General features: G+C 70.9%; 14 protein-coding genes and 1 pseudogene. 8 read left to right on the forward strand and 7 right to left on the reverse strand.

Going from position 1 to position 15,677, the window contains the following annotated elements; translation table 11 throughout:
• Positions 1-39: 39 nt before the first annotated feature.
• Positions 40-2,559 carry an FAD-dependent oxidoreductase gene (locus BJ964_RS30335; RefSeq protein WP_188123867.1) on the forward strand — a complete coding sequence of 840 codons (2,520 nt, stop codon included), beginning with the start codon at positions 40-42 and terminating at the stop codon, positions 2,557-2,559.
• Here BJ964_RS30335 and BJ964_RS30340 read toward each other — a convergent pair.
• Positions 2,543-4,162 carry an FAD-dependent oxidoreductase gene (locus BJ964_RS30340; RefSeq protein WP_188123868.1) on the reverse strand — a complete coding sequence of 540 codons (1,620 nt, stop codon included), beginning with the start codon at positions 4,160-4,162 and terminating at the stop codon, positions 2,543-2,545. The genes BJ964_RS30335 and BJ964_RS30340 overlap by 17 nt on opposite strands.
• Before the next feature lie 155 nt (positions 4,163-4,317).
• Between BJ964_RS30340 and BJ964_RS30345 the strand changes: the two genes are divergently transcribed.
• Together BJ964_RS30345 and BJ964_RS30350 are read left to right on the forward strand one after the other, a co-directional pair.
• Positions 4,318-5,028 carry an alpha/beta fold hydrolase gene (locus BJ964_RS30345; protein ID WP_188123869.1) on the forward strand — a complete coding sequence of 237 codons (711 nt, stop codon included), beginning with the start codon at positions 4,318-4,320 and terminating at the stop codon, positions 5,026-5,028.
• Between the two features lie 126 nt (positions 5,029-5,154).
• A complete protein-coding gene (locus tag BJ964_RS30350; RefSeq protein WP_203832785.1) occupies positions 5,155-5,763 on the forward strand; it encodes an LGFP repeat-containing protein in 609 nt (202 codons plus the stop codon).
• Between the two features lie 13 nt (positions 5,764-5,776).
• Here the strand turns inward: BJ964_RS30350 and BJ964_RS30355 are convergent, their stop codons facing one another.
• Positions 5,777-7,813, reverse strand: a complete 2,037-nt coding sequence (locus tag BJ964_RS30355) for a PAS domain-containing sensor histidine kinase (RefSeq protein ID WP_188123871.1) — start codon at positions 7,811-7,813, stop codon at positions 5,777-5,779.
• Between the two features lie 430 nt (positions 7,814-8,243).
• On the opposite strand from BJ964_RS30355, the gene BJ964_RS30360 reads away from it, so the two are divergent.
• Positions 8,244-8,828 carry a DUF4291 domain-containing protein gene (locus BJ964_RS30360; RefSeq protein WP_188123872.1) on the forward strand — a complete coding sequence of 195 codons (585 nt, stop codon included), beginning with the start codon at positions 8,244-8,246 and terminating at the stop codon, positions 8,826-8,828.
• Here BJ964_RS30360 and BJ964_RS30365 read toward each other — a convergent pair whose 3' ends face one another.
• Both BJ964_RS30365 and BJ964_RS30370 read right to left on the reverse strand, forming a co-directional pair.
• Positions 8,829-9,614: a maleylpyruvate isomerase N-terminal domain-containing protein gene (locus BJ964_RS30365; protein WP_188123873.1), complete on the reverse strand. Its 786-nt coding sequence runs from the start codon at positions 9,612-9,614 to the stop codon at positions 8,829-8,831.
• 58 nt (positions 9,615-9,672) lie between these two features.
• On the reverse strand, positions 9,673-9,891 hold the full coding sequence (locus BJ964_RS30370) for a hypothetical protein (RefSeq protein ID WP_188123874.1): 219 nt from the start codon (positions 9,889-9,891) through the stop codon (positions 9,673-9,675).
• Positions 9,892-10,034: 143 nt separating this feature from the next.
• Between BJ964_RS30370 and BJ964_RS30375 the strand changes: the two are divergent.
• A pseudogene (locus BJ964_RS30375) lies at positions 10,035-10,280 on the forward strand (hypothetical protein); the annotation flags it as partial.
• A gap of 28 nt (positions 10,281-10,308) precedes the next feature.
• The gene (locus tag BJ964_RS30380) at positions 10,309-10,599 is read left to right on the forward strand and encodes a hypothetical protein (RefSeq protein ID WP_188123875.1); all 291 of its coding nucleotides are present in this window, start codon (positions 10,309-10,311) and stop codon (positions 10,597-10,599) included.
• Positions 10,600-10,662: 63 nt separating this feature from the next.
• On the opposite strand, the gene BJ964_RS30385 is transcribed toward BJ964_RS30380, so the two are convergent.
• The 3 genes from BJ964_RS30385 to BJ964_RS30395 form a co-directional block, all read right to left on the reverse strand.
• Positions 10,663-11,364, reverse strand: coding sequence for an NAD(P)-dependent oxidoreductase (locus BJ964_RS30385; protein WP_229807214.1), 702 nt, complete (start codon positions 11,362-11,364; stop codon positions 10,663-10,665).
• 187 nt (positions 11,365-11,551) lie between these two features.
• A complete protein-coding gene (locus tag BJ964_RS30390; RefSeq protein ID WP_229807213.1) occupies positions 11,552-13,192 on the reverse strand; it encodes a thiamine pyrophosphate-binding protein in 1,641 nt (546 codons plus the stop codon).
• Positions 13,189-13,962, reverse strand: coding sequence for a cyclase family protein (locus BJ964_RS30395; protein WP_188123876.1), 774 nt, complete (start codon positions 13,960-13,962; stop codon positions 13,189-13,191). The genes BJ964_RS30390 and BJ964_RS30395 overlap by 4 nt, the downstream gene beginning before the upstream one ends.
• Positions 13,963-14,111: 149 nt before the next feature.
• On the opposite strand from BJ964_RS30395, the gene BJ964_RS30400 reads away from it, so the two are divergent.
• Positions 14,112-15,149 (forward strand): hypothetical protein, encoded by a 1,038-nt coding sequence (locus BJ964_RS30400; protein ID WP_188123877.1) that lies wholly within the window; start codon positions 14,112-14,114, stop codon positions 15,147-15,149.
• Positions 15,146-15,670 carry a SigE family RNA polymerase sigma factor gene (locus BJ964_RS30405; RefSeq protein WP_188123878.1) on the forward strand — a complete coding sequence of 175 codons (525 nt, stop codon included), beginning with the start codon at positions 15,146-15,148 and terminating at the stop codon, positions 15,668-15,670. Before BJ964_RS30400 ends, BJ964_RS30405 begins: the two co-directional genes overlap by 4 nt.
• The last annotated feature ends 7 nt before the right edge of the window (positions 15,671-15,677 follow it).

A 15,677-nucleotide genomic window follows, 5' to 3' on the forward strand; every position in this document is an offset into this window, starting at 1 on the left:
GTTCAGAGATAGTTCAGTGGCGCCGTGTTGGTTGCGGGTATGGCCTTCGAAGAAGTCGATGCGGTTGTGATCGGGTCGGGCATGGGTGGGCTCGCCGCCGCCCGGATGCTCGCGCAGTTCGGCGGGAAACGCGTTCTGGTGCTGGAGCAGCACTACACGGCCGGTGGGATGACGCACGAGTTCGCCCGGCAGGGCCGGTACCGGTTCGGGACCGGTGTGCACTACATGAGCGGGAACGCCGGCCCGTTCCTGAACTTCATGACCGACGGGCGGGTGCAGTTGCAGCCGCTGCCCGACGACTACGACGTCCTGCACTTTCCCGGATTCGACTTCGCGGTGCCCGCCACCAGGGAGAAGTTCCGGGCGCGGCTCGTGCAGCTGTTCCCGGACGAGGCGAAGGCGATCGACCGCTACTTCCGTAAGGTGCGGCGGGCGATGGTCGGGCTGGCGGCACGCAATGTGCTGTCGTCGATGTCGTCACCCGTACGGATGATGGGTTTTCCGGTCGTTGAAAGGCTTTTTCCGGCGGCCTACAGGTCGCTGCGCGACGAGGTGCATCGCAGTGTCACCGACCCGCGGTTGCGGGCGATTCTGGAAGCGCGCTGGGGCCTGTACGGGACACCGCCGGCGACGAGCGCGTTCGGCTATCACGCGGCGGTGCCGACGACGTTCTTCATGGACGGCACCGCGCATCCGGTGGGTGGCCCGAAGGCGATCAACGAGGTGGTTCTGGAGATCCTCGCCGAGCGGGGTGTCGAGGTGCGGGTCCGGCAGCTGGTGCGGCGCATCGTCGTCGAGCGGGGCCGGGCGGCCGGTGTCGACGTGGTGGATCAGGCCACCGGGCGCGAGTACCGGGTGACGGCGCCGGCGGTGGTGTCGGCGGCCGGGGTGCGCAACACGTATGCGCTGCTGGGCCGGGAGGTGGATCTGCCCGCGGAGCCGTCCGCGGTCATGTTGTTCCTCGGGCTGAAACGTTCGCCGGCCGAGTTCGGGGTGCACGGGGAGAACCACTGGTTCATGCCGGACCTGGACGGGTCCGCGCGGGGCACGCTGTACGTGTCGTTCGCGTCGCTGAACAATCCGGCCGCCCGCTTCCACACCGTGGAGCTGCTCGAACTGGTCGACCCCGGCGACTTCGAGCGGTGGCGGGACCGGCCGGAAGGCTACGAGCAGTTCAAAGCGGAGTGGACGGACCGTCTGCTGGACCGGCTGGAGCAGCGGTGGCCCGGTTTCCGGGAGCTGGTGGACTTCGCCGAGCTGGCGACGCCGCTGACGTTCGAGAACTATCAGCACAGTGTCCGGGGCTCGTTCTACGGGCTCGCGGCGACTCCGCAACGACTGCGGTCGCGGGCCGCGGGTGCCCGTACCCCGGTCAAGGGTTTGGTGGTGGCCGGTCAGGACGCCTGGGGTTCCGGGGTGGTCGGCGCGCTCGCCGGCGGTCTGATGGCGGCGAACGCGGTGCTCAGCGGCCGCCGGACCGGCGCGATGTGGCGCGCCCTGCTCGCGCCGGTGCCGCCGGTGTCCGGTGTGTGGCGCGGCTATCTGCGGGTGGCCGCGATGGACACGGTGACCCCGCAGATCCGGAGGATCCGGCTGGAGCCGCTCGACGGTGGTGTGCTGCCGTTCGGGTTCGTCGCGGGGCAGTATCTGAAGGTCGAGCTGCCGGTGGCGGTGGAGCCGATCGAACGGTCCTACTCGATCTGCAGCGGTCCACAGGCGACGGGGTACGCCGAGATCGCGGTCAAGCGCGAGCCCGACGGTCTGGGCTCCACCTTCCTGCACGACGAGCTGCGGGTGGGGCAGGCCCTGCGGGTGGCCGGGCCGTCCGGCACGTTCACCTGGGCGCCCGGCACCGAACCGGGCGACGGCACGCTGCTGCTGATCGCCGGTGGCGTCGGCGTGACCCCGCTGATGAGCGTCCTGGCCTGTGCGGCGGATTCCGGGTATCGCGGGCGGATCGTGCTGCTGCTCGGCTGCCGGGGCGAGGTGCCGTTCAAGGGTGAACTCGACCGGTTGGCGGCCCTTCTTCCCGCACTCGAGGTGTTCGTCTTCCGCAGTGGGCCGGCCGGGTCCGGTCGTATCGATCTCGGCGTGCTGCGCCGGCACGCGGCGGGGGCGTCCCGGGTGCATCTGTGCGGGCCGGCGCCGATGATGCAGGACGTTCTGGGGCACCTCGCGACACTCGGCGTGCCGCGCGACATCGTGCACACCGAGGCGTTCGTGTCCGGCAGCAGCGGCCGGACCCGCCGGGAGCGGGCGCACGCCGTCGCGCTCGCTGCGCAGCAGGCCGGTGTCGCCGAGTACCGGATCGGTGTGGCCGGCGGCGAGTCGTTCCCGTGCCCGCCGGGGCAGACGGTTCTCGACGCCGCCAACACCGCGCGGGTGCCGTTTCCGCAGTCCTGCGGTGAGGGATCCTGCGGGACCTGCCGGGTACGGGTACTCAAGGGCGACTACGAGACCGACAGCCGGGGCATGTTCTCCGCCGCGGAACTCGACGACGGCTGGCGGCTGGCGTGTCAGACGCTGCCGACCGGTGACCTGGTCATCGAGGCGCCGTAGGAGGTCGGTCGTCGGCGAGTGCGGCGTGCACCGAGGACACGGCGCTGGCGCCCTCGCCGACCGCGGTGGCGACCCGCTTGATCGAACCGGAGCGCAGGTCGCCGACCGCGAAGACCCGCGGGCTGCTGGTCTGGAACGGCAACGCCGACCGGCCGCCGGTGTGCACGAAACCGCGGTCGTCCTTGGCGACACCGGTCAGCCAGTCGGAGACCGGGTCGGCGCCGATGAAGCAGAACAGCGCCCGGCAGTCGAGCCGCTGCCCCGGCGTCCCGTCGCGTCCCACGACGATCGACTCGAGTGTGCCGTTGCCCAGCAGATCGCGGACCGTGGCGCCGGTGTGCAGGCGGATCGCCGGGTGGGTGCGGATGCGGTCGGCCAGATAGGACGACATCTTCGCGCCCAGGTCGTCGCCGCGGACGATCAGGCGTACGGCGGCGCCGCCGGCTGCCAGCGACAGGGCCGCCTGCCCGGCCGAGTTGGCGCCGCCGACGACGGTGACCGGCAGGCCCTCGTAGCCGCGTACGTCCAGCTCACCCGCCGCGTACCGGATGCAGCCCGCCTGCTCGAACGCCGCCCATCGCGCGATGTCGAGACGCCGGTACCGTGCGCCGGTAGCGGCGATCACCGCCCGGGCCACGACCCGGGAGCCGTCGGCCAGGACGACCGCCGGGTGGCGCGGGTCGGTCAGGTCGAGGCCGGTGGCGGCACAGGGCGAGAAGATCCGTACCCCGAACTTCAGCGCCTGGACCATCGCGAGCCGGGTCAGGGTCTCGCCGCTGACACCCTGCGGAAAGCCGAGGTAGTTCTCGATGCGGGCGCTCTTGGCCGCCTGCCCGCCGATGCCGGAGCAGTCGAGCAGGACGGTGTTCAGGCCCTCGGACGCGGCGTAGACGGCGGCGCCCAGGCCGGCCGGGCCGCCGCCCACCACGATCAGATCGGCCGGCCGGTCGCCGGCCCGGTAGGTGAGGCCGAGCGCCTCGGCCAGCGCACCGGGTGTCGCCCGGCGCAGGACCGAACCGGTGATCACCGCGGCCGGCAGATCCGCCTCGGCGATCGCGGCCGAGCGCATCAGGGCGAGCCCGGAAACCCCGGACGCGTCCAGCCAGGCGTGCGGCAACAGCAGTTGAGAGACGTACGTGCGCAGCTCCCGCGCGGCGGCGTCACCGGGCCGGCCGACGATCTCCAGGGCGTTGCCGGCTGCCGCCCGGATGGTGTCGCGGCGGGCCCGGAACGCCTCGATCAGCACGTCGGCGATGTCGACCTGCTCGGCCAGCACCCGGCGCAGCGCCCCGGCGCCGACGCGGACCACCGTGCCGGCCTGCACCACCCGCGCGGTCAGATAGACGTGCTGGCCGGTGAGCAGGCTCAACTCGCCGAGGAAGTCACCCGGGCGGCCCTGATAGACGCGACGCTCCGGCTCGATCGTGGTTGCCTCGCGGACGATGTCCACGGTTGCCGAGCGCAGCAGGAACAGGTCGTAGGTGTCGTCGCCGGTGACGTACAGCCAGCGGCCGTGCTCGGCGTGCTCGATGTCGCCGTACACGGCGAGCCGGCGGAACTGCTCGTCGTCCAGGCGCGGCCCGCTCGGCAGGTTGTCGGTCATTGCCTCAGGGTGCGGGTTCGGTGTGGACGCGGACTTGACGCGGAGTCAGCGTTCGGGCACCGCCGCCTGACCACCGTCGCCCGGCGTTCAGTGCCTGTTCAGAGCACCCTTTTAGGGTCGTCGGCGTCAACGGTCCCACCGATGAGGAGAGAAGCATGAGCAAGCCGACGATCGTCCTGGTTCATGGCGCGTTCGCCGATGGCAGCGGCTTCGCCGAGGTCGCCCGCAGGCTGCTGGCGGCCGGTTATCCCGTGGTCGCGGCCGCGAACCCGCTGCGTGGCCTGTCGTTCGACGCGGCTCGGGTCGCGGCGCTGCTGGCGAGTGTCGACGGTCCGATCGTGCTGGTCGGGCACTCCTACGGCGGCGCGGTGATCTCGGCGGCCGCCGTCGGGAACGAGGCGGTGCGGGCGCTGGTCTATCTCGGGGCGTTCGTTCCGGACACCGGGGAGAGCGCGGAGCAGTTGGTGAACCAGTTCCCGGGCAGCACGGTCGGTGCGTCGCTCAAGCCGGTGCCGTTGCCGGACGGGCAGGTCGACCTCTACATCGACCCGCGGGTGTTCCACGCCAATTTCGCCGGTGACCTGCCCGAGGAGGAGGCCGCACTGTACGCGGTCACGCAGCGTCCGGCGTCCGGCGCGGCGCTCGGCGAGCCCGCTTCCGGGCCGCAGGCGTGGCGTACGATTCCGAGCTTCCACCTGATCAGCGGCGCCGACCGGATCATCCCGCGGGCGGCGCAGGAGTTCATGGCGAAGCGGGCCGGTGCCGAGGTGCGGGTGCTGGACGGGGCGTCGCACCTGCTGTTCGTGTCGCGGCCGGGGGAGACGGTGGCGTTCATCGAGGATGCCGCCCGTGAGTCGGTCGGGTGATCCGGTAGATCGGCGGTCTTTCCGGCCAGGGCCACGCGGAACCTCCGCCGGCCGCTAGGCACGAGTGGTATGCCTACCTCTTCGGCGTTCACAAAAGGTAAATGCCGGACTATTAGGAGGAATGCCATGTCCAAGCGGCTGATGTTCAGGGCGGCGACCGTTTCGGTGAGTCTCGCGGTGACCGCGCTGATCGGTTCCGCGCCGGCGCATGCCGGTGAGGGCAGCTACCACTGCGGCGTGCTCGTCTACGGCGCGATCGAGGACAAGTACCTGTCACTCAACGCGCAGAACGGCAAACTCGGGTGTCCCACGACGACGGAGGCGGACGCGGCGGGCGGCGGCCGGCAGCAGTGGTTCAAAGGCGGAAGCGTGTTCTGGCATCCGCGGACCGGGGCGCACGTCGTGTGGGGCGCGATCCTCGGGAAGTGGGTGCAGTACGGGCGCGAGAGCGGCTACGGCTACCCGCTCACCGATGAGCTGACCACACCTGACCGCGTCGGCCGGTACAACCACTTCGAGCGCGGCGGTTCGATCTACTGGACGCCGGCGACCGGAGCGCACACCGTCTACGGCGCCATCCGTGGCGAGTGGGCGGCCAAGGGCTGGGAACGCAGCTGCCTGCGCTACCCGATCGCCGACGAGGCGGACACGCCGGGAGGCGGCGGCCGGTACCAGCTGTTCCAGGGCGGCTCGATGTACTGGACGCCGAACGGTGGGGCGCACTCCACCTGCTGACCAGGTCGCGGGGTCACCTGTCCGCCGTGGGCTGGGTGGGCAGGTTGACTGTGAAGACGGTCAAGGGTTCGGCGGGGTCGCTGACGGTGATGGTGCCGCCGTGCTGCTCGACCACGGCGCGCGCCAGGGTGAGGCCCAGACCGGAGCCGGGTATGCCGCTGTGCCGGACGGCGCCACCGCGGAAGAACAGGTCGAACAGGTGGCCGCGCTCGCTCGCCGGGATCGGCTCGCCGATGTTGGCGACGTCGAGCACGGCGGCGTACGCGTCGGCGGCCAGGCGTACCCCGACCGTGGAGTGCTCCGGCGCCCAGATCAGCGCGTTGTTCAGCAGTTCGTCGGCGACCTGGCGCAGCCGCTCCGGATCGCCCCGGATCGGCATCGTGGCGGGTGCGTCGACCGTGATGGTCACGTCCCGGTCGGCGCGCCCGCGTGCCGCTTCCACCGCCTGACGGACGACGGAGACCAGGTCCATCGGCCGCCGGTGGACCTCGAGCTGGCCGGATCGCAGCCCGGCCACGTCCAGCAGCTTGTCGACGATGATGGAGAGGATGCCGACGTTGCGATGCATCACCTGCACCATGTCGCGGTGGTCGCCGTCGAGGCCGGGCTCGTCGAGGAGCAGCTCGGTGCAGGACAGGATGCTGGTCAGCGGGGTGCGCACCTCGTGGCCGACCAGCGCGGCGTACTCGTCCCTGGTGCGGTCCAGTTCGGCGGCGAGGCTGTCGCCGCGGCGGCGTTCGAGGAATCCGCCCAGTTGCGCGCCGATCCCGGTCAGGATCGCGGTCCGGGTGTCGTCGGGCATCTCGGCGGTCTCGCTGTAGCAGACCAGGACACCGAGCACGTCGGTGCCGCTGGCCATCGGGATGGCCAGCGCGGCGGGCAGCGGCGCCCGGTCCTCGTCGAGGTCCGTCGCCCAGAGCGGCTGGTTGCTCTGCCAGGCCCTGGCGGGAAGTCCGCCGTCGGGCGGCAACGGTTCGTCGGTGGCGCAGACCCGGCTGCACCCGCTGGCGTCCCAGCAGGCGGCGCGGCGCAGGACCTGCCCGACCTCGTCGACGATCCAGACCTCGGTCGCCGCCCAGCCGATCATCGAACCGACGAGCTGCACCACAGTGACGAGCACCTCGTCGGTGGGTTCGGCGCTCGCGAGGAGCTTCGCGGTCCGCAGCTCGCATTCCTGGAGGCGGGCGGCGCGCCGCAGCGCCGTCACGTCGTTCATCGCCACCACGGCGACGACGTCGGTGCGGCCTTCGATCGGGCCGGCGTGCATGAGGAAGGTACGGGCCGGGGCGTCCGGTGTACGCATGACGACCTCGGCGTCGTGGACGTGTCTGTCGTGCAGCGTGCCGACCAGCGGGTTGTCGGCCTCCGCCAGTGGATTCCCGGCCGGGTCGAACAGGTCCAGCCGCTGCGGCCACTGCTCGGCGGGGGCGCCGGCGAGCCGGTCGCCGATCAGCGCCCGGGCCGCGTCGTTGCACAGCACCGGCAGCCCGAGGCAATCGCAGCCCAGCACTGCGGCTTTCAGGCTGTCGGCGAGCACCTGCATGGTTTCGTGCTGCTGTCGTTGCAGCTGTTGGCGGGCCAGGATCTCGGCCTCCGCCTGCCCGATGCGCTGGCGTAGTTCCTCGGTGAGCCGGCCCAGCTCGCCGCCGGCGGTCTGGGCGAGCATGTACGCCGTGACGTCCTCGGGCCGTTGCACGATGAATTCCAGGTCACCGTGGGCGTTGATCAGCGGGGTGTGCAGCGGCGCCCAGTAGCGGGTCGCGAAGCCGCCGCCGGGCTGCGGGACGTCGTACTTCTGGACCGGCATCACGTCGGGGGCGCGGTCGCGCAGCACCCGCTGCAACGATGCCTCGATCGCCTCGACGCCGCGGGCCTCCGGGTCGTCGGGGTTGTCGGGGAAGGCGTCGAAGATGTGCCGGCCGACGATGTCCTCGCGCCGGGTGATGGTGGCCGCGAGGTAGGCGTCGCTCGCCTCGACGATCATCAGGTCGGGATCGAGGACCAGCAGCGGCGTCGGAGAACGCCGGAACAGGAGCCGGTAGTCGATCACGCCTTACCATTTTAAGGGAATACGAGGTATATGTCCGGTCATTGGCCCCTAGAGAGTCATTCGTGATCATGAATCGAGGGCGAGGGTGGCTGCGGTGCTCGAGCCACTCCGCCGCACAAGGTGACGACAAATAGGTTCCCGAACGGAGGAATACGGGTGATACTGCCGCCGAAAGCAAGACCGATGAACGGGGAGCCAGTATGTCCGTGAACGCTGTGGAGTTCCGTGGTGCAGACCACCGGCCAGCGCAGGACGATGCGCCGAAGCAGGAGACCGACCGCAGCGCCGAAGCGATGCAACGGCTTCGTCAACCCTTCGACCTCGACCTCGGGAGTACCCCCGCAACCCGCCGCTGAGCCGGCTGCTTCGCTGTGGGCGATGACGCCGTTGTGCGGAAATCCGGTCGCGGTGGCGACCGCGAACCTCGACCATGGGGCGCGTGAAACACGAGATCAGAGCGGTGTACGACGACAGCACGATCACCGTCTACCAGGCCTACTCGCCGCTGATCGCCGTGCCGGCCGTCAGCGCGGGACGGTTCGTGCCGCCGTTCAAGCGGGAGCGGATGACCTGGATCAAACCGTCGTTCCTGTGGATGATGTACCGCTGCGGCTGGGCCACCAAACCCGGCCAGGAGCACGTCCTCGCCATCTCGATCACCCGGGCCGGCTTCGAGTGGGCGCTCGACAACGCCGTCCTCAGCCACTACGTGCGCGATGTCCACCCCGACCGGGTCACCTGGCAGCGTGCGCTCAAGCAGGCGCCGACCCGCGTGCAGTGGGACCCGGAACGCGATCTGCACCTGCGTGAGCTGCCCTACCGTTCCCTGCAACTCGGCCTCGGCGGTGTGGCGGTGCCCCGCTACGCCGACGAGTGGATCACCGGGATCACCGACGTGACCCCGCTGGTGCGCCGCATCCGGGGTCACCTCGACGCTCGTGACGTGGACGCGGCGACCGCGCTTCTCCCGGTGGAACGGCTCTACCCGTACCACCGGGATCCGGCCCGGATGTGATCAGAAGCCGGGGAAGACGGCGCGCAGTTGGTCGAGGGTGATGTTGCCGGTCACCGTGGTGCCGTCGGGGGTGTGCTCCGGGGCGAGCCGTCCATAGAGCAGCCGCAGCACGGACTCCAGCGAGCCGGTGAACGTCGCGGTGGCGGGCAGGGTTTCGGTGGTGAGCCGCACCGAGTCGTCGATGACGATGCGGTACGCCGTGCCGCTGATCTCGACGACGGCGTGGTCGGGTGCCTCCTTCGTGCGGCCGATGAAGCCGAGCAGGAAGCCCAGGCCGCCGCTGAGGTGTTCGGCGAGGACCTCGGCCGAGCCGTCGGCGAGGGTGGCCGCCGGGTCGAGGCCCGCCCGTACGTCCCAGGTGTGGTGGGCGACCTCGCTCAGCCGAAGCGCGGCGAACGACGCGAACGGCACCGGATCGGGCAGGAAGGTTCTGACCCGCAGGTCCGCGTGACGGTCCTCGGGCACTGATTCGAGCCCGGCGACCAGCGCCTGATTCGCGTCGATCGAGCCGGTGGCCTGGTCCCGTGGGCTCATCGCGTTCCAGCGGTCCCACACGCCCTGGTTGAAGTCGGGGCCGGGCGCCTGGGCCTCACCGGTCGCGGCCCGGAAACCGGCGTGGGTGATCTCGGCGCCGCTGCCGAGGTGCGACAGCACGTCGGCGACCGTCCAGGCGGAGGCGCCCGACGGGCCGGTGAGCTGCCCGTCGGACAGCCCCGCAACCAGATCCGCGAGACCGTCGTGCTCACTGCGCAGGGCCGCGATGGTGCGGCCGGCAAGAGTCGTCATGCGGCCAGCGTATGTCCGGACGAAGCCGTCCGCGGTGGGGGAGCGAGATCGTTCAGTATCAGACCGTGACATCCAGGGTTGTGCCGATGGAACCGGTCGCCGCGGCCGAACGCTCGACCTGCTGCACCGCCTGCTCGGCCTTGGCCACGGCCGCCCGGTCGGCGTTGATCACCTTGGCTGCGGCCTTGGCCGCGAGGTCTTTGGCCAGCTGCTGCTGGTACTTGACGAGCTGCGCCCGGGCATCGCTCGACGAGGTGACTCCGCTGATGGCGTCCATCGATTCGCTCCCTCAGGATGTGCGTGGTTCGGTCACCCGCCCATATCGTCGGAAGCGGTGTCGACCTGCCCCGATCGCACCTGTGGATCACCTATGTCCTGAGCGGGCACGACCAGCTCCGGCGATCAGGACTTCCCGGTCTCGCCGGCTGTACCGGGCTGGTGATCGCCCACCGGCTCACCCAAGCCGCCGCGTGCGACCGGATCGTGGTGATGGAGCACGGCCGCATCACCGAGAACGGGACGCACTCTGATCTGATCGCCGCCGGCGGCGTCTACGCCAGGCTGTGGTCGGCGTGGGAGGCCGGGCAGGGCGCCGCGGTCCGGACGCTGCCGGTGGAGCGGGCGGCGTGCGGAGGAGGTTCTCTTCATATGATCGATCCGCGATGACCCTCATCCGAGACAGACAGGAGCCGGGATGCCGACGCTGAGCGAACACGTAAATGTCTACACGACAGCGATCGCAGTTCTGGAACAGAAAGGATTCTCGATCTGGTACGACCGGGAAAACGATACCTTTTGTGCTCAGCGGGACGGCTGGGACTTCTGGGCAGACAACCCGATTTCCCTACTCGGCCTGGCGGCGATATTCGAATACAAGAACCCAAGTGAGTACACCAACCGTTGGTGGGAGACCGAGGGCAGCATTCGCTACCCGAACGTTCCCGAGACCGCACCCGAGTACACGCCGGCCTACCGGCTCCGGTAACCGTCCGCCCGCAGCGTGAACAGCTGGGCATATGCCCTCCGCGGACGGTCCGGTGTCCGCGGCTCATCGGCTTGCGAGTGCCTCGCGCCTGATCCATTGGAGAATGGTGGGAATGCCTACGGTGGTGATGATGCCGGCGGTGGCGCGGACGTAGCGGTCGTCGGTGAGCATGGCCAGCATGCCCGCCGCCAGGTCCACGCGTGCGGTGAACCTGCCATCGGCGTGGCCCTCGACGACGGCGTATTCAGTGGCCGAATCCAAGTGGTAGAGCCCGCTCGGGCGCAGGATCGTCCAGTCGACGTCGCTGGCGCGGACCAGTGCTTCCATTCGGCGCATGTCGTCGTACATCGTCTTACCCAGCACCCGTGTCACGTAGGGCATCAGCACGCGGTTGAAGAGGAACCCTCCGTCGGAGTACGGGTGCGGATCGACGCCGCTCGAACTCACCACGACGAGCCTGCGCAAGCCGTGCCGCCTCATCGCGGCGACAATGTTGGCCGCCCCACGTGAGTAGGTGTGGATCGGCTTCCTTCCGGCCGGTACCCCGAGCGTTGAGAGCACCGCGTCCGCCCGCATCACCGCGGCGTCGACGGCCGCTGGATCGAGCACGTCGGCACCGAACACCTCGAGTCCGTCATGGCGCAGGGGGAACACGTCCGGCCGGCGTGTGACCGCGGTGACCTGATGCCCCTTCTCCAGCGCCTGGCCGGTGAGGAGACGACCGGTGGGACCGTTAGCTCCAAAGACGGCGATACGCATGACCATCTGCCCTTCCTCGTTGTGCCGGAGTGCCCGGTGCCGGTCACGGTGCGGGCGAGCGCATCCGGCGGATGGCTCCGTTTCCGCCACGCGGCGACGTCCGGGTCCTTGCTCAAGACACGGCAGCAGTCCGTTCTGTGACATGCGAGAAAGACATGCGAGAAAGGTGGGCGAGCGCGTCCGTGGTCATCCGTCAGTGGCCGCGGAACGCCTCCTCCAGCCACCAGGACGGGCGGCCGGCGGCCACCTTCGCGTCGATGACCATCGGGACGTCGCGTGGGCCGGCCAGCCACTCGCGGACCGGGGCGAGATCCTTCGGGCCGCGTACGGTGACCGCCGCGCAGCCGTGCCCACGGGCGATCGCGGCCAGGTCGGTGTCCGGGAAGACGACCGTGGAGATCGGGTGGCCGGCCGGGCCGAAGTGGTGCACCTCGGCGCCGTACGCCTCGTCGTTCCAGATGACGATGAGCATGCCGAGGCCGAGCCGGCGGATGGTGTCGAGCTCGGCGATGCCCATCAGGAAACCGCCGTCGCCGCACGCCGCGACCGGCAGCCGGCCGGGGCTCGCCAGGGCCGCTCCGAGGGCGGTGGCCAGGCCCAGGCCGATCGACTGGAACGATTGAGTGAAACAGAACCCGTGATGATCCGGAACGGACATGAACATCGACGGGTAGCCCATGAAGTTGCCCGAGTCGACGGACACCACCCGCTCGGCGGGCAGCAGGTCGTCGAGGGCGATCGCCAGCGTCCGCGGGTCGATGTGGGTGTCGTCGCCGTCGTCGTCGAACGGCACGTCACGCCATCGTGAGCCGGCGCGCAGCTTCTCCCGTACCGTATCGGTCCGATAGGAAACCCGGTGGCCGGTGAGCGCGGCAGCCACCGCGACCGCCGTCGGCCCCGCGTCACCGCAGACACCGAGATCGATGCGATGATGGGCGCCGAAGGCGGCCTCGTCCAGGTCCACCTGCACCACTACGGTGTCCGGGGCGATCAGCGAACCGTGCCGGCTGGTCCACATGTTCAGCGACGCGCCCCAGGCGACCACCACGTCGGCGGCCTGGATCAGCTCGGCCGCCACCGGGGTGGCGAAGCCGCCGGAGACGTCCAGGTTCCAGTCGTCGCCGGCGAACAGGCCCCGCGCCGCGGCCGACGTGGCGAGCAGCGCGCCGCATTTCGCGGCCAGGTCGGCGACCTCGGCGCCGGCCGTGACCGCGCCCCGGCCGGCGATGAACACCGGCCGTTCGGCCCGGTCCAGCAGATGGGCCAGAGCGGTCACCGCGTCGTCGGAGGCGCGGGGCGGCTGCACCGCCGGCGCCGGTGGCGGATCGGCCGGCTCGGCGGCGGCGGCCTGCACGTCCAGTGGCAGGTTGAGCACCACGGTCCGCCGTTCACGCACCGCGGTCCGCCAGGCCCGTGCGGTGTCGGCGACCGCGGTCGCGGCGCTGTGCACCCGGTCCGGGACCGCGCCGACCGCGCGGGCCAGCGCGTCCTGGTCCACCCGGAAGTTCGAGTTCAGCGCGGTCGCGGCCGGCTCCGCGGCCAGAACGACCATCGGGGTACGGCTTTTCGCCGCCTCCGCGATGCCGGTCATGGCGTTCGTCAGCCCGCAGCCCTGATGCACCGTGACCAGCCCGGGGCGGCCGCTGACCCGCGCGTACGCGTCGGCCGCCGTGGCCGCGCCGCCCTCGTGCCGGGTCGCCACGAACCGTGCCCCGTGCGCGACGAGCGCGTTCGTGACGTGGAAGTTGCCGCTGCCCACGACGCCGAACACCCGGTCCGCGCCGAGTTTCGCGAGCGTCTCGCCGACCAGGCCGGCCACGGTCAGGTCGCTCACTTTTCGATCAGGGCCAGGACTCGCACCGGGCTGCCGGAACCGCCGACGATCGGCAGTGGCGGCGCGATCACCACGGACCCGGTCGGTGGCAGCCGGTCCAGGTTGCGCAGCTGGGTGAGCCCGTACTTGTTCGCCCCCAGCAGGTAGGAGTGGCACGGGAACGGCGGGTCGAACGAGTGCGCGGCGCCCGCGTCGGTGCCGACCGTCTCCACGCCGATGCCGATCACCGGCGACTCCTCGGCCAGCCATCGTGCGGCCTCCACCGACACGCCGGGGGTGTGCGGGCCGGTCTCGTCGGCGTTCAGGAACGCCTGCTGGTCGCCGGAGCGGGTGTCCCAGCCGGTGCGCAGCAGCAGCCAGCCGCCCTCGGGCAGTGGCCCGTGCCCGGCCTCCCATTCGCGGATGTGCCGTACTTCGAGCAGGAAGTCCGGGTCCTTCGCGGTCCGGTCGGCGACGTCGACGACGACCGCGGGGGCGACCAGCCGTCGCGGCGGCACCTGCGACACGTCGTCGCCGTCGCGGCCGGTCACCCAGTGGATCGGAGCGTCGAAATGGGTGCCGGTGTGCTCGCCGGTGTGGATGTCGTTCCAGTACCAGGCGGGGCCGCGGTCGTCGTAGCGGCTGATCTCCTCGAGTCCGAAGGGGATCGTGTTCGCGAACGGTGGCGGCAGTTGCAGGATCGGGGTGCTCGCGGACAGTGGCGCGGTGAGATCGACGACCTCGATCGTGCCGCCGCTGAGTCCGGACAGCAGGGCCTTCAGAACGCTCATCGGCTTCTCCACGCGGGCGAGGTCGTCGGTGACGGCAGTGAGCCTACGACCGCCCCGAGCCTTTCGGCGTGCACCGACGCTCCGGGCTGTCGGAATTTCGCCGGTGCTTCCATGGAACCGAACCGTCCGGTGAGGGCTTTGGGAAGGGTATGACGGAACGGATCAGCCAGTTGTTGAACGAGGCGGTGGCCGGAGTCGAACCGGTCGCCCCGGATCCGGTCGGGGCGGTGCTGCGGCGTGGCCGGTCAGCGCGGCGACGGTCGGCTCTGATGGCGGCGGCCGTGGCGTGTGCCGGGCTGGCCGTCAGCGGTGCGGTGGTCGGCCCGCGGTTGACCGGCGGACCGGACGCCGGGGTCGTCGCGGCCGTGCCCGCGGCACCCTACGCCGACGGCCGCACGGTGGTGGCCGGTGCGGTCCGGTTCCCGGTTCCCGATGGTTGGCGGGCCGCGACCTCGGACCAGCCCTGCACGGACACGTCGAGGACCATTCTGATCCGCGTCCACCGCGACGAGCAGTGCCGGATGTCCGCGGTGGAGATCTTCAGTGCGCCGGTGACCATCACCGGCGGCCGGGTGATCAACCTCGACAGTCCGGTCATCCAGGGTGGTGTGGTCGCCCCGCCCGCCCTGATCACGCTGCCGGGCGGCGAGCCGGGCTGGTTGGAGCGCGCCTCCGGTTCCTCCGTCGTACTGACTCTGCCCTGGTCCCGGGTCAGGCTCCTGTTCCGCCTCGACAGCGCCGCCGCCGGCGAGTTCATCGCCTCGATGCGGAGTGCGCCGGCCGGCGCCGGAACCCTTGCGGTGCCCCGCACCGCGGCGGTCGCCGACCTCGTCATCTCGGACGCCGCCGGCCTGGTGCGGCCGGAGGACATCGGCCGGATCCGGGCGCCGGCGACGATCGACCGGCTGCTCGGGCTGTTGCGTGAGCAGGAGGACGCGGTCGCCGACGCGCAGGCGTGCGCCGGTAGTGCGCAGGCCACCGTGGAGATCGTCATCAAGGCGGCGGAGGGTGAAACTTCTCCGGTCCCGGAGCCGTCCCCGGCCCCGGGGCCGGGGGACACCACCGTCGTGGTGATCGCTCTCGGCGGCGACTGCCAGGAAGCGGTGTCGTCGCACGGTGGACGGGTGCGGCTCAGCGACGAGACGGTCGCCGAGCTGAAGACCATTTACGGGATCGGGGTACGGTGAACGAGGCGCCCGACTTCGCGCAGTTCGTCACTGCGCGCTATCCGGCTCTGGTCCGTTACGGCACGCTGCTGACCGGCGACCGCGGCCACGGCGAGGACCTCACCCAGGAGTCGCTGGTGAAGACGTACCGGGCCTGGCGCAGGTTGTCTCCCGAGGGCGACCCGGAGGCGTACACGCGGACGGTGATGGCCCGGGCGGCCTGGCGTTTCGGGCGGCGCCTGTGGCGTGGGGAGATCCCGGCCGCGGCGCCACCCGACCGTGCCGCGGCCGGCGACGCCTATGCCCGCCACGACACCGCCGAGGCGGTGCTGGCCGCCCTGCGCGCGTTGCCGGCCGGGCAGCGGGTCGTGCTGGTTCTGCGCTATTGGGCGGGGCTCTCCGAGGGGGAGATCGCCGCCCAGTTGGGGTGCTCGACGGGCACGGTGAAGAGCCGGGCCAGTCGTGCCATCGCCAGCCTGCGCCGTACGGACGGGCCGCTGGCCGAGGCCTTCACCCACGCCGGGACCGGCTCGGTTCGATAGCTGCCCC

Origin of the sequence: Actinoplanes lobatus, from assembly GCF_014205215.1 — a bacterium.
In the GTDB taxonomy this organism is placed as follows: Bacteria; Actinomycetota; Actinomycetes; order Mycobacteriales; family Micromonosporaceae; genus Actinoplanes; species Actinoplanes lobatus.

Excerpts from the sequence above, each read along its gene's own strand:
- BJ964_RS30335 (WP_188123867.1), top strand. The coding sequence starts at position 40 with ATGGCCTTCGAAGAAGTCGATGCGGTTGTGATCGGGTCGGGCATGGGT.
- BJ964_RS30340 (WP_188123868.1), bottom strand. The coding sequence starts at position 4,162 with ATGACCGACAACCTGCCGAGCGGGCCGCGCCTGGACGACGAGCAGTTC.
- BJ964_RS30345 (WP_188123869.1), top strand. The coding sequence starts at position 4,318 with ATGAGCAAGCCGACGATCGTCCTGGTTCATGGCGCGTTCGCCGATGGC.
- BJ964_RS30350 (WP_203832785.1), top strand. The coding sequence starts at position 5,155 with ATGTCCAAGCGGCTGATGTTCAGGGCGGCGACCGTTTCGGTGAGTCTC.
- BJ964_RS30360 (WP_188123872.1), top strand. The coding sequence starts at position 8,244 with ATGGGGCGCGTGAAACACGAGATCAGAGCGGTGTACGACGACAGCACG.
- BJ964_RS30365 (WP_188123873.1), bottom strand. The coding sequence starts at position 9,614 with ATGACGACTCTTGCCGGCCGCACCATCGCGGCCCTGCGCAGTGAGCAC.
- BJ964_RS30370 (WP_188123874.1), bottom strand. The coding sequence starts at position 9,891 with ATGGACGCCATCAGCGGAGTCACCTCGTCGAGCGATGCCCGGGCGCAG.
- BJ964_RS30380 (WP_188123875.1), top strand. The coding sequence starts at position 10,309 with ATGCCGACGCTGAGCGAACACGTAAATGTCTACACGACAGCGATCGCA.
- BJ964_RS30385 (WP_229807214.1), bottom strand. The coding sequence starts at position 11,364 with ATGGTCATGCGTATCGCCGTCTTTGGAGCTAACGGTCCCACCGGTCGT.
- BJ964_RS30395 (WP_188123876.1), bottom strand. The coding sequence starts at position 13,962 with ATGAGCGTTCTGAAGGCCCTGCTGTCCGGACTCAGCGGCGGCACGATC.
- BJ964_RS30400 (WP_188123877.1), top strand. The coding sequence starts at position 14,112 with ATGACGGAACGGATCAGCCAGTTGTTGAACGAGGCGGTGGCCGGAGTC.